16 protein-coding genes and 1 pseudogene are annotated in these 14277 nt (G+C 58.4%); 8 read left to right on the plus strand and 9 right to left on the minus strand.

Annotated elements, in window-relative coordinates; all coding sequences use genetic code 11:
- Nucleotides 1-118 precede the first annotated feature (118 nt).
- The gene (yiaY, locus tag BLU46_RS02735) at nt 119-1267 is read right to left on the minus strand and encodes an L-threonine dehydrogenase (protein ID WP_093198267.1); all 1149 of its coding nucleotides are present in this window, start codon (nt 1265-1267) and stop codon (nt 119-121) included.
- A 304-nt stretch (nt 1268-1571) separates the two neighbouring features.
- Here yiaY and BLU46_RS02740 point away from each other — a divergent pair, with 304 nt between their 5' ends.
- Both BLU46_RS02740 and BLU46_RS02745 read left to right on the plus strand, forming a co-directional pair.
- Nucleotides 1572-2006 (plus strand): YeeE/YedE family protein, encoded by a 435-nt coding sequence (locus BLU46_RS02740; protein WP_093198273.1) that lies wholly within the window; start codon nt 1572-1574, stop codon nt 2004-2006.
- 5 nt (nt 2007-2011) lie between these two features.
- The gene (locus BLU46_RS02745; protein ID WP_093210085.1) at nt 2012-2431 is read left to right on the plus strand and encodes a DUF6691 family protein; all 420 of its coding nucleotides are present in this window, start codon (nt 2012-2014) and stop codon (nt 2429-2431) included.
- A gap of 356 nt (nt 2432-2787) precedes the next feature.
- On the opposite strand, the gene BLU46_RS02755 is transcribed toward BLU46_RS02745, so the two are convergent.
- The 3 genes from BLU46_RS02755 to BLU46_RS02765 all read right to left on the minus strand — a co-directional run bounded on the left by BLU46_RS02755 (nt 2788) and on the right by BLU46_RS02765 (nt 5176).
- Nucleotides 2788-3570 (minus strand): DUF4253 domain-containing protein, encoded by a 783-nt coding sequence (locus BLU46_RS02755; protein WP_231988865.1) that lies wholly within the window; start codon nt 3568-3570, stop codon nt 2788-2790.
- A 136-nt stretch (nt 3571-3706) separates the two neighbouring features.
- Entirely contained in the window at nt 3707-4006 is a 300-nt protein-coding gene (locus BLU46_RS02760) for a hypothetical protein (protein ID WP_087694689.1), read from the minus strand.
- A gap of 585 nt (nt 4007-4591) precedes the next feature.
- Nucleotides 4592-5176 (minus strand): hypothetical protein, encoded by a 585-nt coding sequence (locus tag BLU46_RS02765; protein WP_093198278.1) that lies wholly within the window; start codon nt 5174-5176, stop codon nt 4592-4594.
- 260 nt (nt 5177-5436) lie between these two features.
- Here BLU46_RS02765 and BLU46_RS02770 point away from each other — a divergent pair, with 260 nt between their 5' ends.
- From BLU46_RS02770 to BLU46_RS02785, 4 genes are read left to right on the plus strand one after another with little or no spacing between them, the layout of a single operon-like run.
- Nucleotides 5437-5721, plus strand: coding sequence for a hypothetical protein (locus BLU46_RS02770; RefSeq protein WP_093198283.1), 285 nt, complete (start codon nt 5437-5439; stop codon nt 5719-5721).
- Entirely contained in the window at nt 5718-5963 is a 246-nt protein-coding gene (locus tag BLU46_RS02775) for a hypothetical protein (RefSeq protein WP_093198286.1), read from the plus strand. The genes BLU46_RS02770 and BLU46_RS02775 overlap by 4 nt, the downstream gene beginning before the upstream one ends.
- A complete protein-coding gene (locus BLU46_RS02780) occupies nt 5960-6205 on the plus strand; it encodes a hypothetical protein (RefSeq protein ID WP_093198290.1) in 246 nt (81 codons plus the stop codon). Before BLU46_RS02775 ends, BLU46_RS02780 begins: the two co-directional genes overlap by 4 nt.
- Nucleotides 6202-6453, plus strand: coding sequence for a hypothetical protein (locus BLU46_RS02785; protein ID WP_093198295.1), 252 nt, complete (start codon nt 6202-6204; stop codon nt 6451-6453). Before BLU46_RS02780 ends, BLU46_RS02785 begins: the two co-directional genes overlap by 4 nt.
- Here the strand turns inward: BLU46_RS02785 and BLU46_RS33140 are convergent.
- Nucleotides 6428-6607 (minus strand): annotated as a pseudogene (locus BLU46_RS33140) (site-specific integrase); the annotation flags it as partial. The gene BLU46_RS02785 and the pseudogene BLU46_RS33140 overlap by 26 nt on opposite strands.
- Before the next feature lie 310 nt (nt 6608-6917).
- Between BLU46_RS33140 and BLU46_RS02795 the strand changes: the two are divergent.
- Together BLU46_RS02795 and BLU46_RS02800 are read left to right on the plus strand one after the other, a co-directional pair.
- Nucleotides 6918-7664, plus strand: a complete 747-nt coding sequence (locus tag BLU46_RS02795; protein WP_093198301.1) for a BPL-N domain-containing protein — start codon at nt 6918-6920, stop codon at nt 7662-7664.
- A gap of 116 nt (nt 7665-7780) precedes the next feature.
- Complete coding sequence (locus BLU46_RS02800) at nt 7781-8251, plus strand: hypothetical protein (protein WP_093198306.1); 471 nt, start codon at nt 7781-7783, stop codon at nt 8249-8251.
- 100 nt (nt 8252-8351) lie between these two features.
- Here the strand turns inward: BLU46_RS02800 and BLU46_RS02805 are convergent, their stop codons facing one another.
- From BLU46_RS02805 to BLU46_RS02820, 4 genes are all read right to left on the minus strand, one after another.
- Nucleotides 8352-9146 (minus strand): nitrilase-related carbon-nitrogen hydrolase, encoded by a 795-nt coding sequence (locus tag BLU46_RS02805; protein WP_093198311.1) that lies wholly within the window; start codon nt 9144-9146, stop codon nt 8352-8354.
- A gap of 142 nt (nt 9147-9288) precedes the next feature.
- Nucleotides 9289-9714 (minus strand): hypothetical protein, encoded by a 426-nt coding sequence (locus BLU46_RS02810; protein ID WP_063031168.1) that lies wholly within the window; start codon nt 9712-9714, stop codon nt 9289-9291.
- Between the two features lie 109 nt (nt 9715-9823).
- Entirely contained in the window at nt 9824-12352 is a 2529-nt protein-coding gene (uvrA, locus tag BLU46_RS02815; protein ID WP_093198315.1) for an excinuclease ABC subunit UvrA, read from the minus strand.
- 165 nt (nt 12353-12517) lie between these two features.
- Nucleotides 12518-14227, minus strand: a complete 1710-nt coding sequence (locus BLU46_RS02820) for an ATP-binding protein (RefSeq protein WP_063031172.1) — start codon at nt 14225-14227, stop codon at nt 12518-12520.
- Between the last annotated feature and the right edge of the window lie 50 nt (nt 14228-14277).

Raw genomic sequence — 14277 nt, forward strand, 5'->3', positions numbered from 1 at the left:
GACATCCAGGGACAGACCACGATTAAAAACGCAGCTTGCCCCCTATTAACCCCCAAACCAAAACACCCCGCACTTCAACCAAAGGCGGGGCGTTCTCTCCAGCATCACTTCACATCAATCACATCGCCGTATGAAAAATCTGCTCAATCTCATCCTGATTAGCAGGACGCGGATTGGTAAAACCGCAGGCATCTTTCATAGCATTGGTTGCCAGTGTCGGAATATCGTCAGCCTTCACACCCAGCTCAACGAGGCCGCTCGGAATCCCAACATCCGTAGACAGTTTACGGATCGCCGCGATGGCCGCCGCAGCGCCCTTCTCCGCATCCAGTTGCTGAGTCTCAACCCCCATCGCATGAGCGATATCCTTAAACCGGGCCGGGCATACGCTGGCGTTGAAGCTCGACACATGGGGCAGCAGGATCGCATTGCACACGCCGTGAGGCAGGTCGTAGAAACCGCCCAGTTGGTGCGCCATGGCGTGTACATAACCCAGCGAAGCATTGTTGAAGGCCATGCCGGCAAGAAATTGCGCGTAGGCCATGTTTTCCCGGGCGGTCATGTTGTCACCCTGGGCAACGGCGGTGCGCAGGTTGGCCGAGATCAGTTCGATGGCCTTGAGTGCGCAGGCATCGGTGATCGGCGTGGCCGCCGTCGACACGTAGGCTTCGACGGCGTGGGTCAGTGCGTCCATGCCGGTGGCGGCGGTCAGGCCTTTGGGCATGGCGGCCATCAGCGAAGGGTCGTTGACGGATAACAGGGGCGTGACGTTGCGGTCGACGATGGCCATTTTCACGTGGCGGACTTCGTCGGTGATGATGCAGAAACGGGTCATTTCACTCGCCGTGCCGGCGGTGGTGTTGATGGCGATCAGTGGCATTTGTGGTTTGGCGGATTGGTCCACGCCTTCGTAGTCGCTGATGTGCCCGCCGTTGGCGGCGCACAGGGCAATGCCCTTGGCGCAGTCATGGGGTGAGCCGCCGCCCAGGGAAATAATGAAATCACAGTCGCTGCGGGCCAGCAGTTCAAGGCCCTTCTCCACGTTGCTGACGGTCGGATTCGGTTTGGCGCCGTCAAACAGGGTGGAGTCGATGTCTTGCTGGGCCAACAGGCCAGCGACCTTGGCCGCCACGCCGGCTTTGGCCAGGCCGGCATCGGTGACGATCAAGGCTTTGCGGAATCCGTACTTGCGGATTGCGAGCATCGCCTCGTCGAGGCTGCCAATGCCCATCATGTTCACGGAGGGAATGAAGAAGGTGCTACTCATGATAAATCCTCTTTTTATTATGGAGACACGGGAGTCAGTGAGGTTTTCTACTCATCTCGCAGGTGATGCGGCGCGTCTTGTTGTCATCGTTGACGATCACAAGGCTGAGCCTAAACCTATGGCGCCAGACCGAAATGGTCCTTTAGCGGGCATTGACACCTCCTTTAGTACTGGAAGCAGGGCTTCGCCCATTCCATGGGGGCGGCAGCAAAATCTGACTTGCACAGACCCAGACCCGCCCGGATGGTTATGATGGTTCGCTGATCAACAGCCCTCACCCACTCTCCTGTGCAGGAACTGCAAAATGAGCATTGATTGGATCAACTTCACGCCTTGGGCTTCATTAGGCGGAGGCGCCTTGATCGGGCTGGCCGTCAGCGTGTTTGTTCTCGCGAATGGCCGAGTCGCAGGTATCAGCGGCTTGCTGGGTAGCGTGATGCGGTTTGGCAGTGAGGGCTGGGGCGAGAAAGCGTTGTTTCTGCTTGGCCTGGTGATTGCGCCATTGCTGTGGGGGCTGTTTAGCGTCTTGCCACAGATCGAGATCACGGCACAGTGGCCGGCCTTGGTGATGGCGGGGTTGCTCGTTGGCTTGGGAACCCGGTACGGCTCCGGCTGTACCAGTGGTCACGGCGTGTGTGGGATCTCTCGATTGTCACCCCGCTCCCTGGTGGCGACCATGTGCTTTATGACCGCGGGCTTTGCAACGGTGTACCTCATCCGCCATGTGCTGGGGGTTTGAAGCTGATGACCAAGTTGAGCGCATTTCTCGCCGGGCTGATCTTTGGCCTGGGCCTGCTCTTGGCCGGCATGGCCAACCCCGCCAAGGTGTTGGCGTTTCTTGACGTGGCCGGAACCTGGGACCCGTCACTCGCCTTGGTGATGGTCGGGGCCATCGCCGTGGCAGTTATCCCTATGAATTGGGCGCGCAAGCACAAACAATCCTTGCTCACGGCCCCCATGCAGTTGCCTGTGAGCAGGGCGTTGGACGTGCGCTTGATAGGAGGCAGCGTGGTGTTCGGTATTGGTTGGGGAATTGCCGGTATCTGCCCTGGGCCTGCGGTCGTCCTTCTGTTTACCGGGCACTGGCAAATTCTCATCTTCGTAGTGGCGATGCTGGCGGGTATGTATGTGTTTTCCAGCCTGGAAGGCCGGCGCACGTTTTGATGGGGTTTGACCCCGATTTTTACTGAACACCACTCACGGACGGCTTCATGGAACGACTCCAACCTCGTGGCACTGATGCGGACGGTTATATCCTCACCGTGTCCAACGTCGAGATGCAGCCACAGTTTCAGGCTTTGCTGATGGACGTTTGTATGACGCTCCGCGGTCGGACAGGACCTGATGTGGCCGCAAACACTGGAAGAGCTTGTCGAGCAGTTTGTTCAGCATTACCCGAGCATGAGAATGCAGATCTCTTTTTTCTTGTCCCAGGCAAGGAACCCGGATGCCAAGCCAAAGAAATTTACGACTCAGCTCCATCATTTTTTGACCTGGATGGCGACAGAAACGCACGGAGCTCATTCCACGTAACGAAGCCACAAATGCGCCCGACCGGAGATCGCCTGTGCGACTGCGCAAACCCGTGCTTGTAGGTCTTCATCGCTAGTGTTGTAGAGCGCACAGAAGTCTCTGGCTACGACGTTAGCCAGGGATGCATCAGGCGGTTCGGCACGAATGAAGCCGATGTAAGAAGCACCTACGCCCATCAATTCATAGCCATGTGCTTCTGAAAAGTGACGCGCAACCGCAAAGTTTTTTGCAGGATCCAGGTCGGAAGTGAAATAGCCATTCGGAAAAGCCGCGAGTGCCTGGCAAGACTGTTGAACGGGCACCAGGACAGCGGAAAGGGGCTGATCTAGAAGAGAGACAGGGTTGTTCTGATAACCGATCCACTCCTGCAGGGCCTGCTCATCCAGCGTCAAACCATGAGCGCAGGCGTCTTCGAAAGACGTGGCTGCAACCAGGTTCATGAAATTGCGAAGACAGATTGCGAACTCCGCTTTCGTAGTCGGATAGCCTATGTATTCGCCATTCTCGAAGCACTCTGCAGGTAAGCCCGCTATGTCCTGCTCCGATGCATCGTCCATCCCTGAATTGTTGCGCACATGTCCCGAGGTGTAGCGGGCTTGGTGCAGATCATCGAGCGAGAACAGAGGTTTAAATCCAGGGTGCGACTCAGCAATCTTACGACGAGCTTCGGCTAGATCGTCAAAGTGGGTAATCCCGCTCACACCGTACTCATCGCATGTACCTACAGACGGGTTATCACGCATGCCATTACCGCGAAATTCGATATCCATAACCTGTTGGCTGCTCCATGGTGTTACTGAATTGAGTGAGTCACCCTAAGCGATCCAGGATCATCATCGGAAGATACGCTTCCAAGCGACAACAGGCCTTGGATTGACTCCCCATAAATAGCCGATACTCCTTTTCTTATTGATGAGTATCAGCCTCCTCTGCGGGATAAAACTCGCCCTCCTTCCCCATTTTTTTCAGCCGTTCGCGCACAATTACCTCAACGCTGGCTACGGCGGTTTGATCGTCAGGGTTGACCAACTGCAAGCACAGGCGTTGGACATTCTGATCGTGGGTGCCCTCGCTCATCATCTCGTGGGTGAAGACCTGTTCGCCACGCCATAGGCATAGCTGGGTATGCGTCCCGCCAAGCCATATTTCGTTGATTGATCCAAGGTCGGTGGTCGCTAGTTGATCGACGGTGATTGTCTTATCCATTGCGCTGTACCTTACCCATGAGTAGATACAGGTAGACTTACCGGCATAGCGGGTCGTTCCCCACGTTGGCAGTTCAACCGGGCTAATGGTGGTTAAGCACGTCCCGGTTAGAACCAGGCCAATTGACGATTGAAGGCGGATAGAACGAGCCGACAAGGGCAGTCACATGGCTGATCCTGCTGTTTCACATGCAAATGGCCACGCCTGGATCAACCTTGATCTCCCCTTCTCTGGCTGATACTGCCAGCTCAACAGATGGCGTGCAGCTTACGGAACGACCGGCTGCTATCGGCCAAAAGCAGTCATCGCGGGATCCTTAATGGACGCGAGGGGAGTGCCAAGTGATGCGGGTTCGAATCTCTCCTTCACCGCCAAATTATGAAAACGCAAACCCCTGATTTTCCTAGAGAAAGTCGGGGGTTTGTGGTTTTTGGCGTCTCAAAAACAGCCCCATGGGACCACCATGGGACTGGCGCGCTGTTTTGGTGCGAAATTGTTCGCCCGTCATCTGCGAGTTTTTTGAGTCGTGAAAGTGGCTTCGCGGGTCCTGTCGCATCCATTTCACACGGCGCTTCAGATGCCCTGTCAGGCTGGCGTTCGGAGCACCAAAAATTGCACGAGGACAATCACCAAATAGATGAAGGTACTAGCACCTAACAGAAGCAAGGCACGTGCAATATTGATTTTTAGAGGAGATGAGTAGCCCACCCATGAAAGCCTCACGTTTTTCGCGATGCATTCCGCGCTTCGAACTAAAAGAAGCTCTGGCAGATCTCTGTTGATGCACATTATTTCAATCCCGATTTCCTCTTTTGGGGATAGGTTATCGAATATCAAAATATGGCGACCGTCCTGATCAGTTTTATGTTCGTAATGACGAACGGGCCAGAGATGTATGTATTGCGGTTTCCAGTTGAAAACTAATTCGATCTTTGTTGCCGTCTCTCGTCCAGTGTTGATCACCTTGATTGAAGCTGTGCATACACGTTGAGTCGGGCTCACAACGTTGCCTTCAGGATCGTTGATAGGCTCCTGGACTAAAAAATGGAAGAAATGGGGGCTTGCCCATACCAGCTTTGCTTTAGCCTTGAGCCCCGAATTCAGTATCCAAGTTAGTAGCGGAACCGCTAGCGATACAATTTCTTTGCCATATGCACTTAGAAAGTTCATGTGTTCTCCTTGATCTGGACTCGAGTTTCCAAAGCGAGAATATTCTTTTTTCCACGGCTGAAACCTACCGTCGAGCAAAACTCGTTTCATTTTGCGTTTCTAATAACGCCGCTTATGTCAAAAAGTCCCCCACACGTACGACAGGTGTGGGGGCCTTTTTTTGTGCCGGCGGAAACCAATACCCCCTAGACTGGTACACCACCCGCCCCTACAGTGGTTTTACGCACTGATAGCCCCTCACTCGAAAAGGAGTCAGACCCGTGGATAAAAGCATTCCCGGCGGCCAGGAATTTGAAATCCCCGGGTTTGATCCGCCCCCCCCGGGCCTGCCCTCGACGCTGCGACGGCCTTGGGACGAAGCCCTGCGCAAGTTCCAGGGTGCCGAAAACAACATGGCTCATACCTTCGCCTTGGGCTACGCGATGGGCATGGCGACGGGCTGGCTGCGGGCCGGTCTGATCAACCTGGCCACCTATGAGGAATTGAGTACGACGCCGTTGCTGGGCAAGGACTGGGGCCAGCAGCCCCAGGTTGCTCAACCATGAGCGCCCGTGACCGTGATGCGGCCCGGTACCGGCTGCATCAGGCCCTGGAGTTCTGGCAGGAACGGTGGGTATTGGACGGCCTGTATGTGTCCTGCCCGGGCTGTTACGCGCAGCAGATGGCCGACGACGCCCGAGAACCCTTCCTGCACGTCGACGGCTGCGCCATGGCCACCGACTTCGCCAAACACCCGTGGGTTGAACTGCGCGACCTGCTGGCCGACCTGGCGGCGGTGCCGACATGAACGGATTCGATCCGCTGGGCGGGATTGTGCTGCCGCCCAAGCCGCGCAATTGCGTGGAACAGCACCTGGCCGGCATCGAGCGCGCAGAAAACGACCGCGCCGTGCGCATGTGGGTCGACCGTGCGCAGAGCCTGATCGAGGGCCTAGAGGCCTCCGGCGCGTTCAACGACACGACGATTGAAGCGTTGTATATCCACGTCGACAACGTCGCACTGGCTCGCCTGGAGGCGCTGAAAGCATGATCGGGGAGGCCATCCAGTCGGACACGCTAAAGGCCCTGGTCAGCCAGCACGCGATCCGTGAGGCGGTGGTGGGCCGCGTTGCTGGCGACGATGCTAAGTGGACGCTCTCGATTCGCCTCGGTGGTCCCACGGCGCGCCTGGTGCCGGTGCGCTCCCGGCGGGAGCCGCTGCGCACCTGGGCGAGCCTGACGGCCGTAGGCCGTTTTGCCGATGCGGTGGGTATTACCGAGTTTCGTGTAGAGCTGTGACCGGTGACAGCTTTAGCGCCAGCTGCAGCATGCCCACCACGTCTGGCCCATCTTCGTTAATCCACGTCCCGTAATGCTGGCGAATCATGTTGCCGTTGGTATGCCCCATCTGTTCGGCGATCCAATCGGTTGAGGCAATGCGTTTGGTCAGCAACTAACCGGCTTAGGTGCCAGCATTGGAGAAGTCCTCGCGAAGGTCCGCTTTTGGCCGATTGCAGCCAGTCACCAATGGCAGCAATCGGACAAAAGCAGCGAACAACGCCAACCCATCCAACGTTACTGCACCTTGTATAGCCCTTCTCCAAACGCATCCGTAGCCGATGTATTGGGCCAGCCTGGAAAATGCTGCGCCAAGCAACACTAGCCGATTTACAAATGTTAACGCCTTCACGTGGCCATTAGCTTTAGGCTTTGACTCACAAAGTCCGAATCGCCCCCATCAGTTTCAAGATGACTCTACAACCATGAATCTGCACGCCATCGCCGCGACGCTTTTTGCGTTTTTCACGCTGCTTCCTTACTCGGTGCAAGCCGCAACCCCCATCACCCATGTCGCGATCTACCGAGGCCCCGCGGGCTGCGATGAATGCTCAGAGAAGGTTAAAACAGCCCTGCTGCGCGTCCGCCCGAATGCGCAGATTGACTTTGTAGGTGCTGATGAATCGATCGACATCACGCGGCAAAGCCTCGCTCGTTATGACCTCTACGTTCAACCCGGCGGGGGCCAGGACATCCCTGCGGCGCTTGATAGTTTGGGGGATGCGCGGGTGCAAGCCATTCGTGACTTTGTCGTCCAGGGTGGGCGCTACCTGGGGCTGTGTATGGGCGCTTATCTGGCCGATGACAGCAATTTTGGCCTGATACCCTACGACCTTGATTCAGAGGCGGGCAGGCCTGGGTTTGAGGTCGCGGGCATTGCGGACGCGGCAGTGCAGGTTGTGTGGGATGGGAAAGCCGATAGCGTCTTTTATCAGGATGGGCCTTACTTTCCCAAGCCTGACGCGACCTCGCCTTCTTCAACCATTGCGACCTACCGGAATGGTGATGTGGCGGCAGCGCGTTACACCTATGAAAAGGGGGTAGTGGTGCTGAGTGGCCCGCATCCTGAGGCGGATTGGGAGTGGTTCGAGAAGGCGAATATTCCTTCGAGCGAGATGCCGCGGAGTGAGCTTTTTGGGGCGTTAGTGCGCAGCATTGAAGAGCGCAGGTAGGGGGGCAGACCACCCGTCAGCGAAGATCGAGCCAGAACGGTCATTTGAAATTGTCTGTAACCCACAAGCGCTTTAGCATCGCGTGCAAATAACCAATGGTCGACAGGCGCACCGCTATGACGAGCTCTGCACACATTTGCTTCAACTCAAAACAGGTGGGTTTGACGTTGTCAGACGTTGCCAGACATCTGCGAGAAAATTCCTCGTGGCACGTCTCGGTAACGGAGTGGCGCGGCTATGGGATGGTTATCCCGCAATTGCTGGTCCATACCCCCACGCCATTTCTGATTCAAATAGAGGACGACCCAGACTGGGTACCTGGGGAGATTCAGGAAATTATTGAATGGGAAAACCTCGACCCGAACGCCGAGATCGCGCAAAAAATAGCTGAATGTGACGCGAGGCTGGCCATCCAGTCGACCACGCCAGACCAGGTGATTAATGACGGTTCGTCGATTACTGTCTCTACACTGGGTTCGGCGATAGACCCTTGCGATCCGGACATTTCGGATGTGCTGATGCTGTTGTGTCGCAAGCTTGAAGGCGTCATTCACGACTGTGTAAATGGCGGGGTCACCGTCCGCTGATTGAAAAATCGGAGTTATGAAAAATCGAGGTCAGACCACCACAGGTTTAAATGTGGTCTGACCCCATTTTGCGCTGCTTCTTTTGTCAGACAGGGTGTGTTCATTTTGAGCGTGGACCGGATAACACATAGCGACTTGCCTCTTCCATCAAGTCATCGCACATAGGATTGGCTTTGAGCAGGTACGCAGCCGGGTCGATTATCGACAAGCCAAGGGACGTCTCTTCTGTGGCAGATGCCCAAACTTCTCCCATAGGCCCGACAATCTGGCTTTCACCTCTGAATGTCGCCTCTGAGCCTGCATACATTTCCACACCGGTACGATTGGCACAGATTAGCGGAGTGGCGTTTTCCATTGCGCGAATACGCGCAAGCTGGGTCGTCCAAGGTCCGCCATAGTTGGCTGGACAACACAGTAGCTGTGCACCCTGGCGCACCAGCAGGCGGGCGGCTTCTGGCATCCAGAGGTCAAAACAAGTCAGAACGCCAAATCGGCAGGTTCCATCATCGAAACAGGTGAATGAATCGCCAGGTGTGAAGAGCGGCTTTTCTATGCGTGACAGATGGCACTTGCGTTGTTTCCCCAACCATCGCCCTCGCGATACGACAATCGCTGTGTTGTAGATCTGATCGCCATCTCGCTCAGCAATACCCGCAATGAGCGTTGCATCCTTGTCTGCCGACAGTTGTAGCAAGAACTGCGCGGTGGGCCCATCAAGCGCCAACTCGGCGTGCCTGGACAGTGCCTCACGTGAGTCGTGAAAATAACCGATGGTGCAAAGCTCAGGCATCACCAAGAGATCAAATTGCGCCGAATCTACGAGATCGCGAATCTTCCTGAAGTTTGCTGCAGGATTGCCAAACGAAACAGGGTATTGCAAAAACGCCGTGAGCATAAAGTCGTCCAGCCATTAAAGAGGTTTTCCGGGCCCGGGCTTATCTTCCGATGGGCGGCGTCAAGTCGAACGACAACAAATCGGGTCAGACCACCCTTGTTTTAAATGTGGTCCTACCCCCGACTTTGCAATTTTGGACAGGCTACTTGAAATAGCCTGTGCGGCGTATCCGCAGGCTGTAGACCCAAACGGCAATCAGCAAGGCTGCTTGTAGGGCGGCCGGCAGTACGAACCAGGCAACCTGCACATATTGGCTGGCCGATACCAGGAAAACTTCCGGAAGCATGAGCGGGATTAGCATCAGCCCGAAAAGTAACGAGCCCAATAGAAACCACGAAGATTTTGCACTGCGCAACCACAGCAACAGGCTACCCACGGCCAACAGAATGCAGGTCAGCGCAGCGGGGAGCAGCATGATGATCGAGATATCACCCGTCCTGGCCATACCCCAGCCGTCGCTGACCACCCAGTAGGCAATTTTTATTGTGAGAATCAAGCAATAAGCCACCGAAAATGTGACCATCGCCGGGCGCGAGGGGTTTCTTACCTGAGATGTACTTGTGTCCATAAGTTCCAGATCCAGCGACAGGCCGGATCATCCAGCCAACCGCTGCAGTCTACCGAACGCTCGGGCAATCACGAAGCTGCCGGCGAACATGGCGCACGTCGAGCAAAACTCAGCCCAACTCGCGCCCCAAAAACGGCGCAGTCCGGCTGCTCTTGCTCTTCGCCACCTTCTGCGGCGTGCCACTCACCACCACCTTCCCGCCTCGATCCCCGGCCCCCGGCCCGATATCAATCACCCAATCACTCTGCGCCACGACACGCATTTCATGCTCCACCACAATCACCGTATGCCCCGCCTCCACCAGATGATTCAACTGGCTCAACAACCGATCCACATCCCGCGGATGCAGCCCGGTCGTCGGCTCATCCAGCACATACAACGTCGCGCCCCGCGCATTACGTTGCAGCTCGGTCGCCAGCTTGATCCGCTGCGCCTCCCCGCCCGACAACTCGGTCGCCGGCTGCCCAAGGCGCAAATACCCCAAGCCAATATCCCGCAGCACTTGCAGCGAGCGCAGCACACCCGGCTCTTCGGCAAATACCTCCACCGCCTGTTCAACCGTCAGCCCCAGCACTTGGGCGATGGTCAGGCCTTCCCACTTGATCGCTAACGTCTCCGGGTTGTACCGCGCCCCGTGGCACGTCGGGCATGGCGCGTACACGCTGGGCATGAACAGCAATTCAACGCTGACAAAACCCTCGCCTTCGCAGTTCGGGCAGCGCCCTTTGGCGACGTTGAAGGAGAACTGCCCGGCGTCGAAATGACGCTTTTTAGCCGCAGGTGTGGCGGCGAACAGTTTGCGCACGTTGTCGAACAGCCCGGTGTAGGTCGCGAGGTTGGAACGTGGGGTGCGGCCGATGGGTTTCTGGTCCACTTGCACCAGGCGGCGGATGTGTTCCAGCCCGCCACTGATGCGGCCACCGCTGGTTTGTGGGGCGTCGTCTTCGAGGCTGGGTTCGTCTTCGGTTTCCACCACGCGGCCCAGGCCTGCGCCTACCAGTTCCAATAGCGCCTGGCTGACGAGGCTGGATTTGCCCGAGCCGGAGATGCCGGTGACAGCGGTGAAGCAGCCCAGGGGGAAGTCCACGCTGAGGTCGTTGAGGTTATTGCGCGTGACGCCTTCCAGGCTCAGCCAGCCGGTGGGTTGGCGCGGTGGTTGGCTGACCGGGCGCTTTTCGGCGAACAGGTATTCGCGGGTTTGCGAGGCTTCAATCTGCGCGAGGCCGGCGGGTGGGCCGCTGTAGAGGACTTGGCCGCCGTGTTCGCCCGCAGCGGGACCGACGTCGATCAGCCAGTCGGCGCGGCGCATGGTTTCCAGGTCGTGTTCCACCACGAACAGCGAGTTGCCGGCGGCCTTCAGGCGGTCGAGGGCGGCGAACAGGGCTTCGCCATCGGCAGGGTGCAGGCCGGCGGAAGGTTCGTCGAGTACGTAGATCACGCCGAACAGTTGCGAGCCCAGTTGGGTGGCCAGGCGCAGGCGTTGCAGTTCGCCGGATGACAAGGTCGGGGTGCTGCGCTCCAGGGCCAGGTAGCCGAGGCCGAGGTCGGTCAGGGTGCTGACGCGTTCGAGCAGGTCCTGGGCGATGCGTTGGGCGGCCAGGCGTTTTTCCACGGAGAGTTTTTTATCGCCCTGCCCTTCAGCCACCGGGCGCAGGAGCTCGGCGAGTTGCAGCAGGGACATTTGCGACAGCTCGCCAATGTCCACGCCGGCAAATTTCACCGACAGCGCGGCCTTGTTCAGGCGTTTGCCTTCGCACAGCGGGCATGGGCTGCCTTGCATGAATTGCGACACGCGCTTTTTCATCAGGGCGCTTTGGGAATGGGTGAAGGTGTGCAGGATGTAGCGTCGAGCACCGGTGAAGGTGCCTTGGTAGCTGGGTTCGAGTTTGCGTTTGAGGGCGTCGCGGGTTTGCGCGGGCGTGAAGCCGGCATATACCGGGACGGTGGGGGTTTCTTCGGTGAAGAGGATCCAGTCGCGCTGCTTTTTCGGCAGATCTCTCCATGGGATGTCGACGTCGTAGCCCAAGGTGACAAGGATGTCGCGCTGGTTCTGGCCTTGCCACGCCAGCGGCCAGGACGCTACGGCGCGCTGGCGGATGGTGAGGGAAGGATCGGGCACCATCAGGGCTTCGGTCACTTCGTACACCCGGCCCAGGCCGTGGCATTGCGGGCACGCGCCTTGGGGCAGGTTGGGGGAAAAGTCCTCGGCGTACAGCATCGGTTGCCCCGCCGGGTAGCTGCCGGCGCGGGAGTAGAGCATGCGGATCAGGCTGGACAAGGTGGTGACGCTGCCCACTGAGGACCGTGTGCTGGGTGTGCCGCGCTGCTGTTGCAGGGCCACGGCAGGTGGCAGGCCTTCGATGGAGTCGACGTCGGGCACACCAACCTGGTCGATCAGGCGACGGGCATAGGGCGCGACGGATTCGAAGTAGCGGCGCTGGGCTTCGGCGTAGACGGTGGAGAATGCCAGCGAGGACTTGCCGGAGCCTGACACGCCGGTGAACACCACCAGGGCATCACGGGGGATGTCCACGTCGACATTGCGCAGGTTGTGTTCCCGGGCACCCCGCACCCGCACGAAGCCTGGGCGTTGGGTGGTGAGTGAGGTGTCTGGGGGAAGATTGCGCTGGGAAGTCATGGGTAACCTTATCGGTGTGTTCAAGGCAGTGAAGATCAACTGTGGGAGCCGGGCTTGCCCGCGATGACGGTGTACCAGTTACCGGATGGGGTGCCTGACACTCCGCCATCGCGGGCAAGCCCGGCTCCCACAGTGGCTTGGTGTTGCTGGCTGGATCTTCATTCGTCACATCATTCGGGAGGTCAGCACCGAGCGCACCCGTTGCGCCAATTCATCCGGGCCATAGGGTTTGCTCAGCAGGTGAATGTCGGTGCCCAGCAGGTGGTTGCTGGAAAGAATGTCGCGGGTATGCCCGGACGTGAACAGCACCGCTATCGCCGGCACTTGCTCCCGCGCCCATTCGGCCAGGTCGGTGCTTTTGACCCGGCCCGGCATCACGACGTCGGTAAAAATCAGGTCCGGTTGCAGGCCGGCCTGGAGCATCAGCATGGCCCGGTCGCCGTCTTCGGCGGTGAGCACGGTGTAGCCGGATTGTTCGAGCAATTCCACCGCGGCCGCGCGTACGCCTTCGTTGTCCTCCACCACCAGGATGGTCTCCTGGCCGCCGCTGTGTTGTGTGAGCTGGACGGGCGTATCGTGGCTTTCCGGCTCTCCGAGGTTGCGCGGGAAATACATCTGCACCACGGTGCCGCTGCCCTCCACGCTTTCGACCTCCACATGCCCGCCACTTTGGCGCACGAACCCGAACACCATGCTCAGGCCCAGGCCGGTACCGTGCCCATTCGGCTTGGTGGTGAAAAACGGTTCAAAGGCCCGTGCCAGGATCGTCGGTGACATACCGGCGCCGCTGTCGGCGACGGCCAGGCGCACGTATTCACCGGGGTTGATGCTTTTGCCGGCGCAGTCCGGGGGATTGAGGATGATGTTTTCGCCGGTGATCCGAATCACGCCCTCGCCTTTCATGGCATCCCGGGCGTTGATCGCCAGGTTGAGCAGTGCGTTTTCCAGTTGGTTGCGGTCGACGTTAATGCACCACGGATTCTGGGGCAGTTGCACATCAATGTGGATGGTTTCTCCCAACGCCCGCTGCAGCAATTCACCCAGGCCTTCGTAGATGCGCAATGGGTTGTACACCGCCGGCGACAGCGGCTGGCGACGGGCGAACGCCAACAGCTGCGAGGTCAGTTTGGCCCCGCGCTCCACTGCCGCGATGGCGGCGCTGACGCGGCGCTGCACCTGGAGGTTGTCCGGTTCATGCCGGGCCAGCAGGTGCAGATTGCCGGAGACCACTTGCAGCAGGTTATTGAAGTCGTGGGCCACGCCGCCGGTCAGGCCGCCAATGGCTTCCAGCTTCTGTGATTGACGCAGCTGTTCTTCGGCGGCGGAACGGGCCTGCACTTCGGCGGCGACACGCTGCTCGAGGTTGTGGGTGAGTTCCTGGCGCAGGCGCTCGGAGATCATGTGTTCAGTGGTCTCCACCACAATCGCCAGGACCCCGGCCGGTTGCTGATCGTCACCGGCCACGGGGCTGTAATACAGGTCCATCCACACTTGTTCCGGACGGCCGTCGCGCAACAGCTCCAGGGGCAAGTTGCGATAGGACAAGGTGCCGCCGGCCAGGCAGGTGTCGACCACATTGCGGTTGAAGTCGGCGACTTCCGGCCAGCCCAGTTCTACCGGCGCCCCCAACAGATACGGGTGGCGACCGCCGGCAAACACCGAATAGCTGTCGTTGTAGATCATGTAACCCGCCCGTCCCCACAGCATGACCATAGGAATGGGCGATGCCAGCATCAGTTGCACGGCACTGGTCAGGCTGGAGGGCCAGGCGCCAATGGGGCCGAGGTCGGTAGTGGACCAGTCGAATGCGCGAATCCTCTGGGCCATTTCCCCAGCCCAGCCATCACAGCCATGGGTATCGGATAAAAACTGCATCAGTCGGCTCGGCAAAAAGATAAAGGTGGGCGGCGATGAACACTTTGAGC

It is taken from the genome of Pseudomonas yamanorum, assembly GCF_900105735.1.
Classification (GTDB): Bacteria; Pseudomonadota; Gammaproteobacteria; order Pseudomonadales; family Pseudomonadaceae; genus Aquipseudomonas; species Aquipseudomonas yamanorum.

What these genes read in the sequence shown, in the direction of transcription:
- yiaY (WP_093198267.1), bottom strand. Translation starts at nt 1,267, where the DNA reads ATGAGTAGCACCTTCTTCATTCCCTCCGTGAACATGATGGGCATTGGC.
- BLU46_RS02740 (WP_093198273.1), top strand. Translation starts at nt 1,572, where the DNA reads ATGAGCATTGATTGGATCAACTTCACGCCTTGGGCTTCATTAGGCGGA.
- BLU46_RS02745 (WP_093210085.1), top strand. Translation starts at nt 2,012, where the DNA reads ATGACCAAGTTGAGCGCATTTCTCGCCGGGCTGATCTTTGGCCTGGGC.
- BLU46_RS02755 (WP_231988865.1), bottom strand. Translation starts at nt 3,570, where the DNA reads ATGGATATCGAATTTCGCGGTAATGGCATGCGTGATAACCCGTCTGTA.
- BLU46_RS02760 (WP_087694689.1), bottom strand. Translation starts at nt 4,006, where the DNA reads ATGGATAAGACAATCACCGTCGATCAACTAGCGACCACCGACCTTGGA.
- BLU46_RS02765 (WP_093198278.1), bottom strand. Translation starts at nt 5,176, where the DNA reads ATGAACTTTCTAAGTGCATATGGCAAAGAAATTGTATCGCTAGCGGTT.
- BLU46_RS02775 (WP_093198286.1), top strand. Translation starts at nt 5,718, where the DNA reads ATGAGCGCCCGTGACCGTGATGCGGCCCGGTACCGGCTGCATCAGGCC.
- BLU46_RS02780 (WP_093198290.1), top strand. Translation starts at nt 5,960, where the DNA reads ATGAACGGATTCGATCCGCTGGGCGGGATTGTGCTGCCGCCCAAGCCG.
- BLU46_RS02785 (WP_093198295.1), top strand. Translation starts at nt 6,202, where the DNA reads ATGATCGGGGAGGCCATCCAGTCGGACACGCTAAAGGCCCTGGTCAGC.
- BLU46_RS02795 (WP_093198301.1), top strand. Translation starts at nt 6,918, where the DNA reads ATGAATCTGCACGCCATCGCCGCGACGCTTTTTGCGTTTTTCACGCTG.
- BLU46_RS02800 (WP_093198306.1), top strand. Translation starts at nt 7,781, where the DNA reads ATGACGAGCTCTGCACACATTTGCTTCAACTCAAAACAGGTGGGTTTG.
- BLU46_RS02805 (WP_093198311.1), bottom strand. Translation starts at nt 9,146, where the DNA reads ATGCTCACGGCGTTTTTGCAATACCCTGTTTCGTTTGGCAATCCTGCA.
- BLU46_RS02810 (WP_063031168.1), bottom strand. Translation starts at nt 9,714, where the DNA reads ATGGACACAAGTACATCTCAGGTAAGAAACCCCTCGCGCCCGGCGATG.
- uvrA (WP_093198315.1), bottom strand. Translation starts at nt 12,352, where the DNA reads ATGACTTCCCAGCGCAATCTTCCCCCAGACACCTCACTCACCACCCAA.
- BLU46_RS02820 (WP_063031172.1), bottom strand. Translation starts at nt 14,227, where the DNA reads ATGCAGTTTTTATCCGATACCCATGGCTGTGATGGCTGGGCTGGGGAA.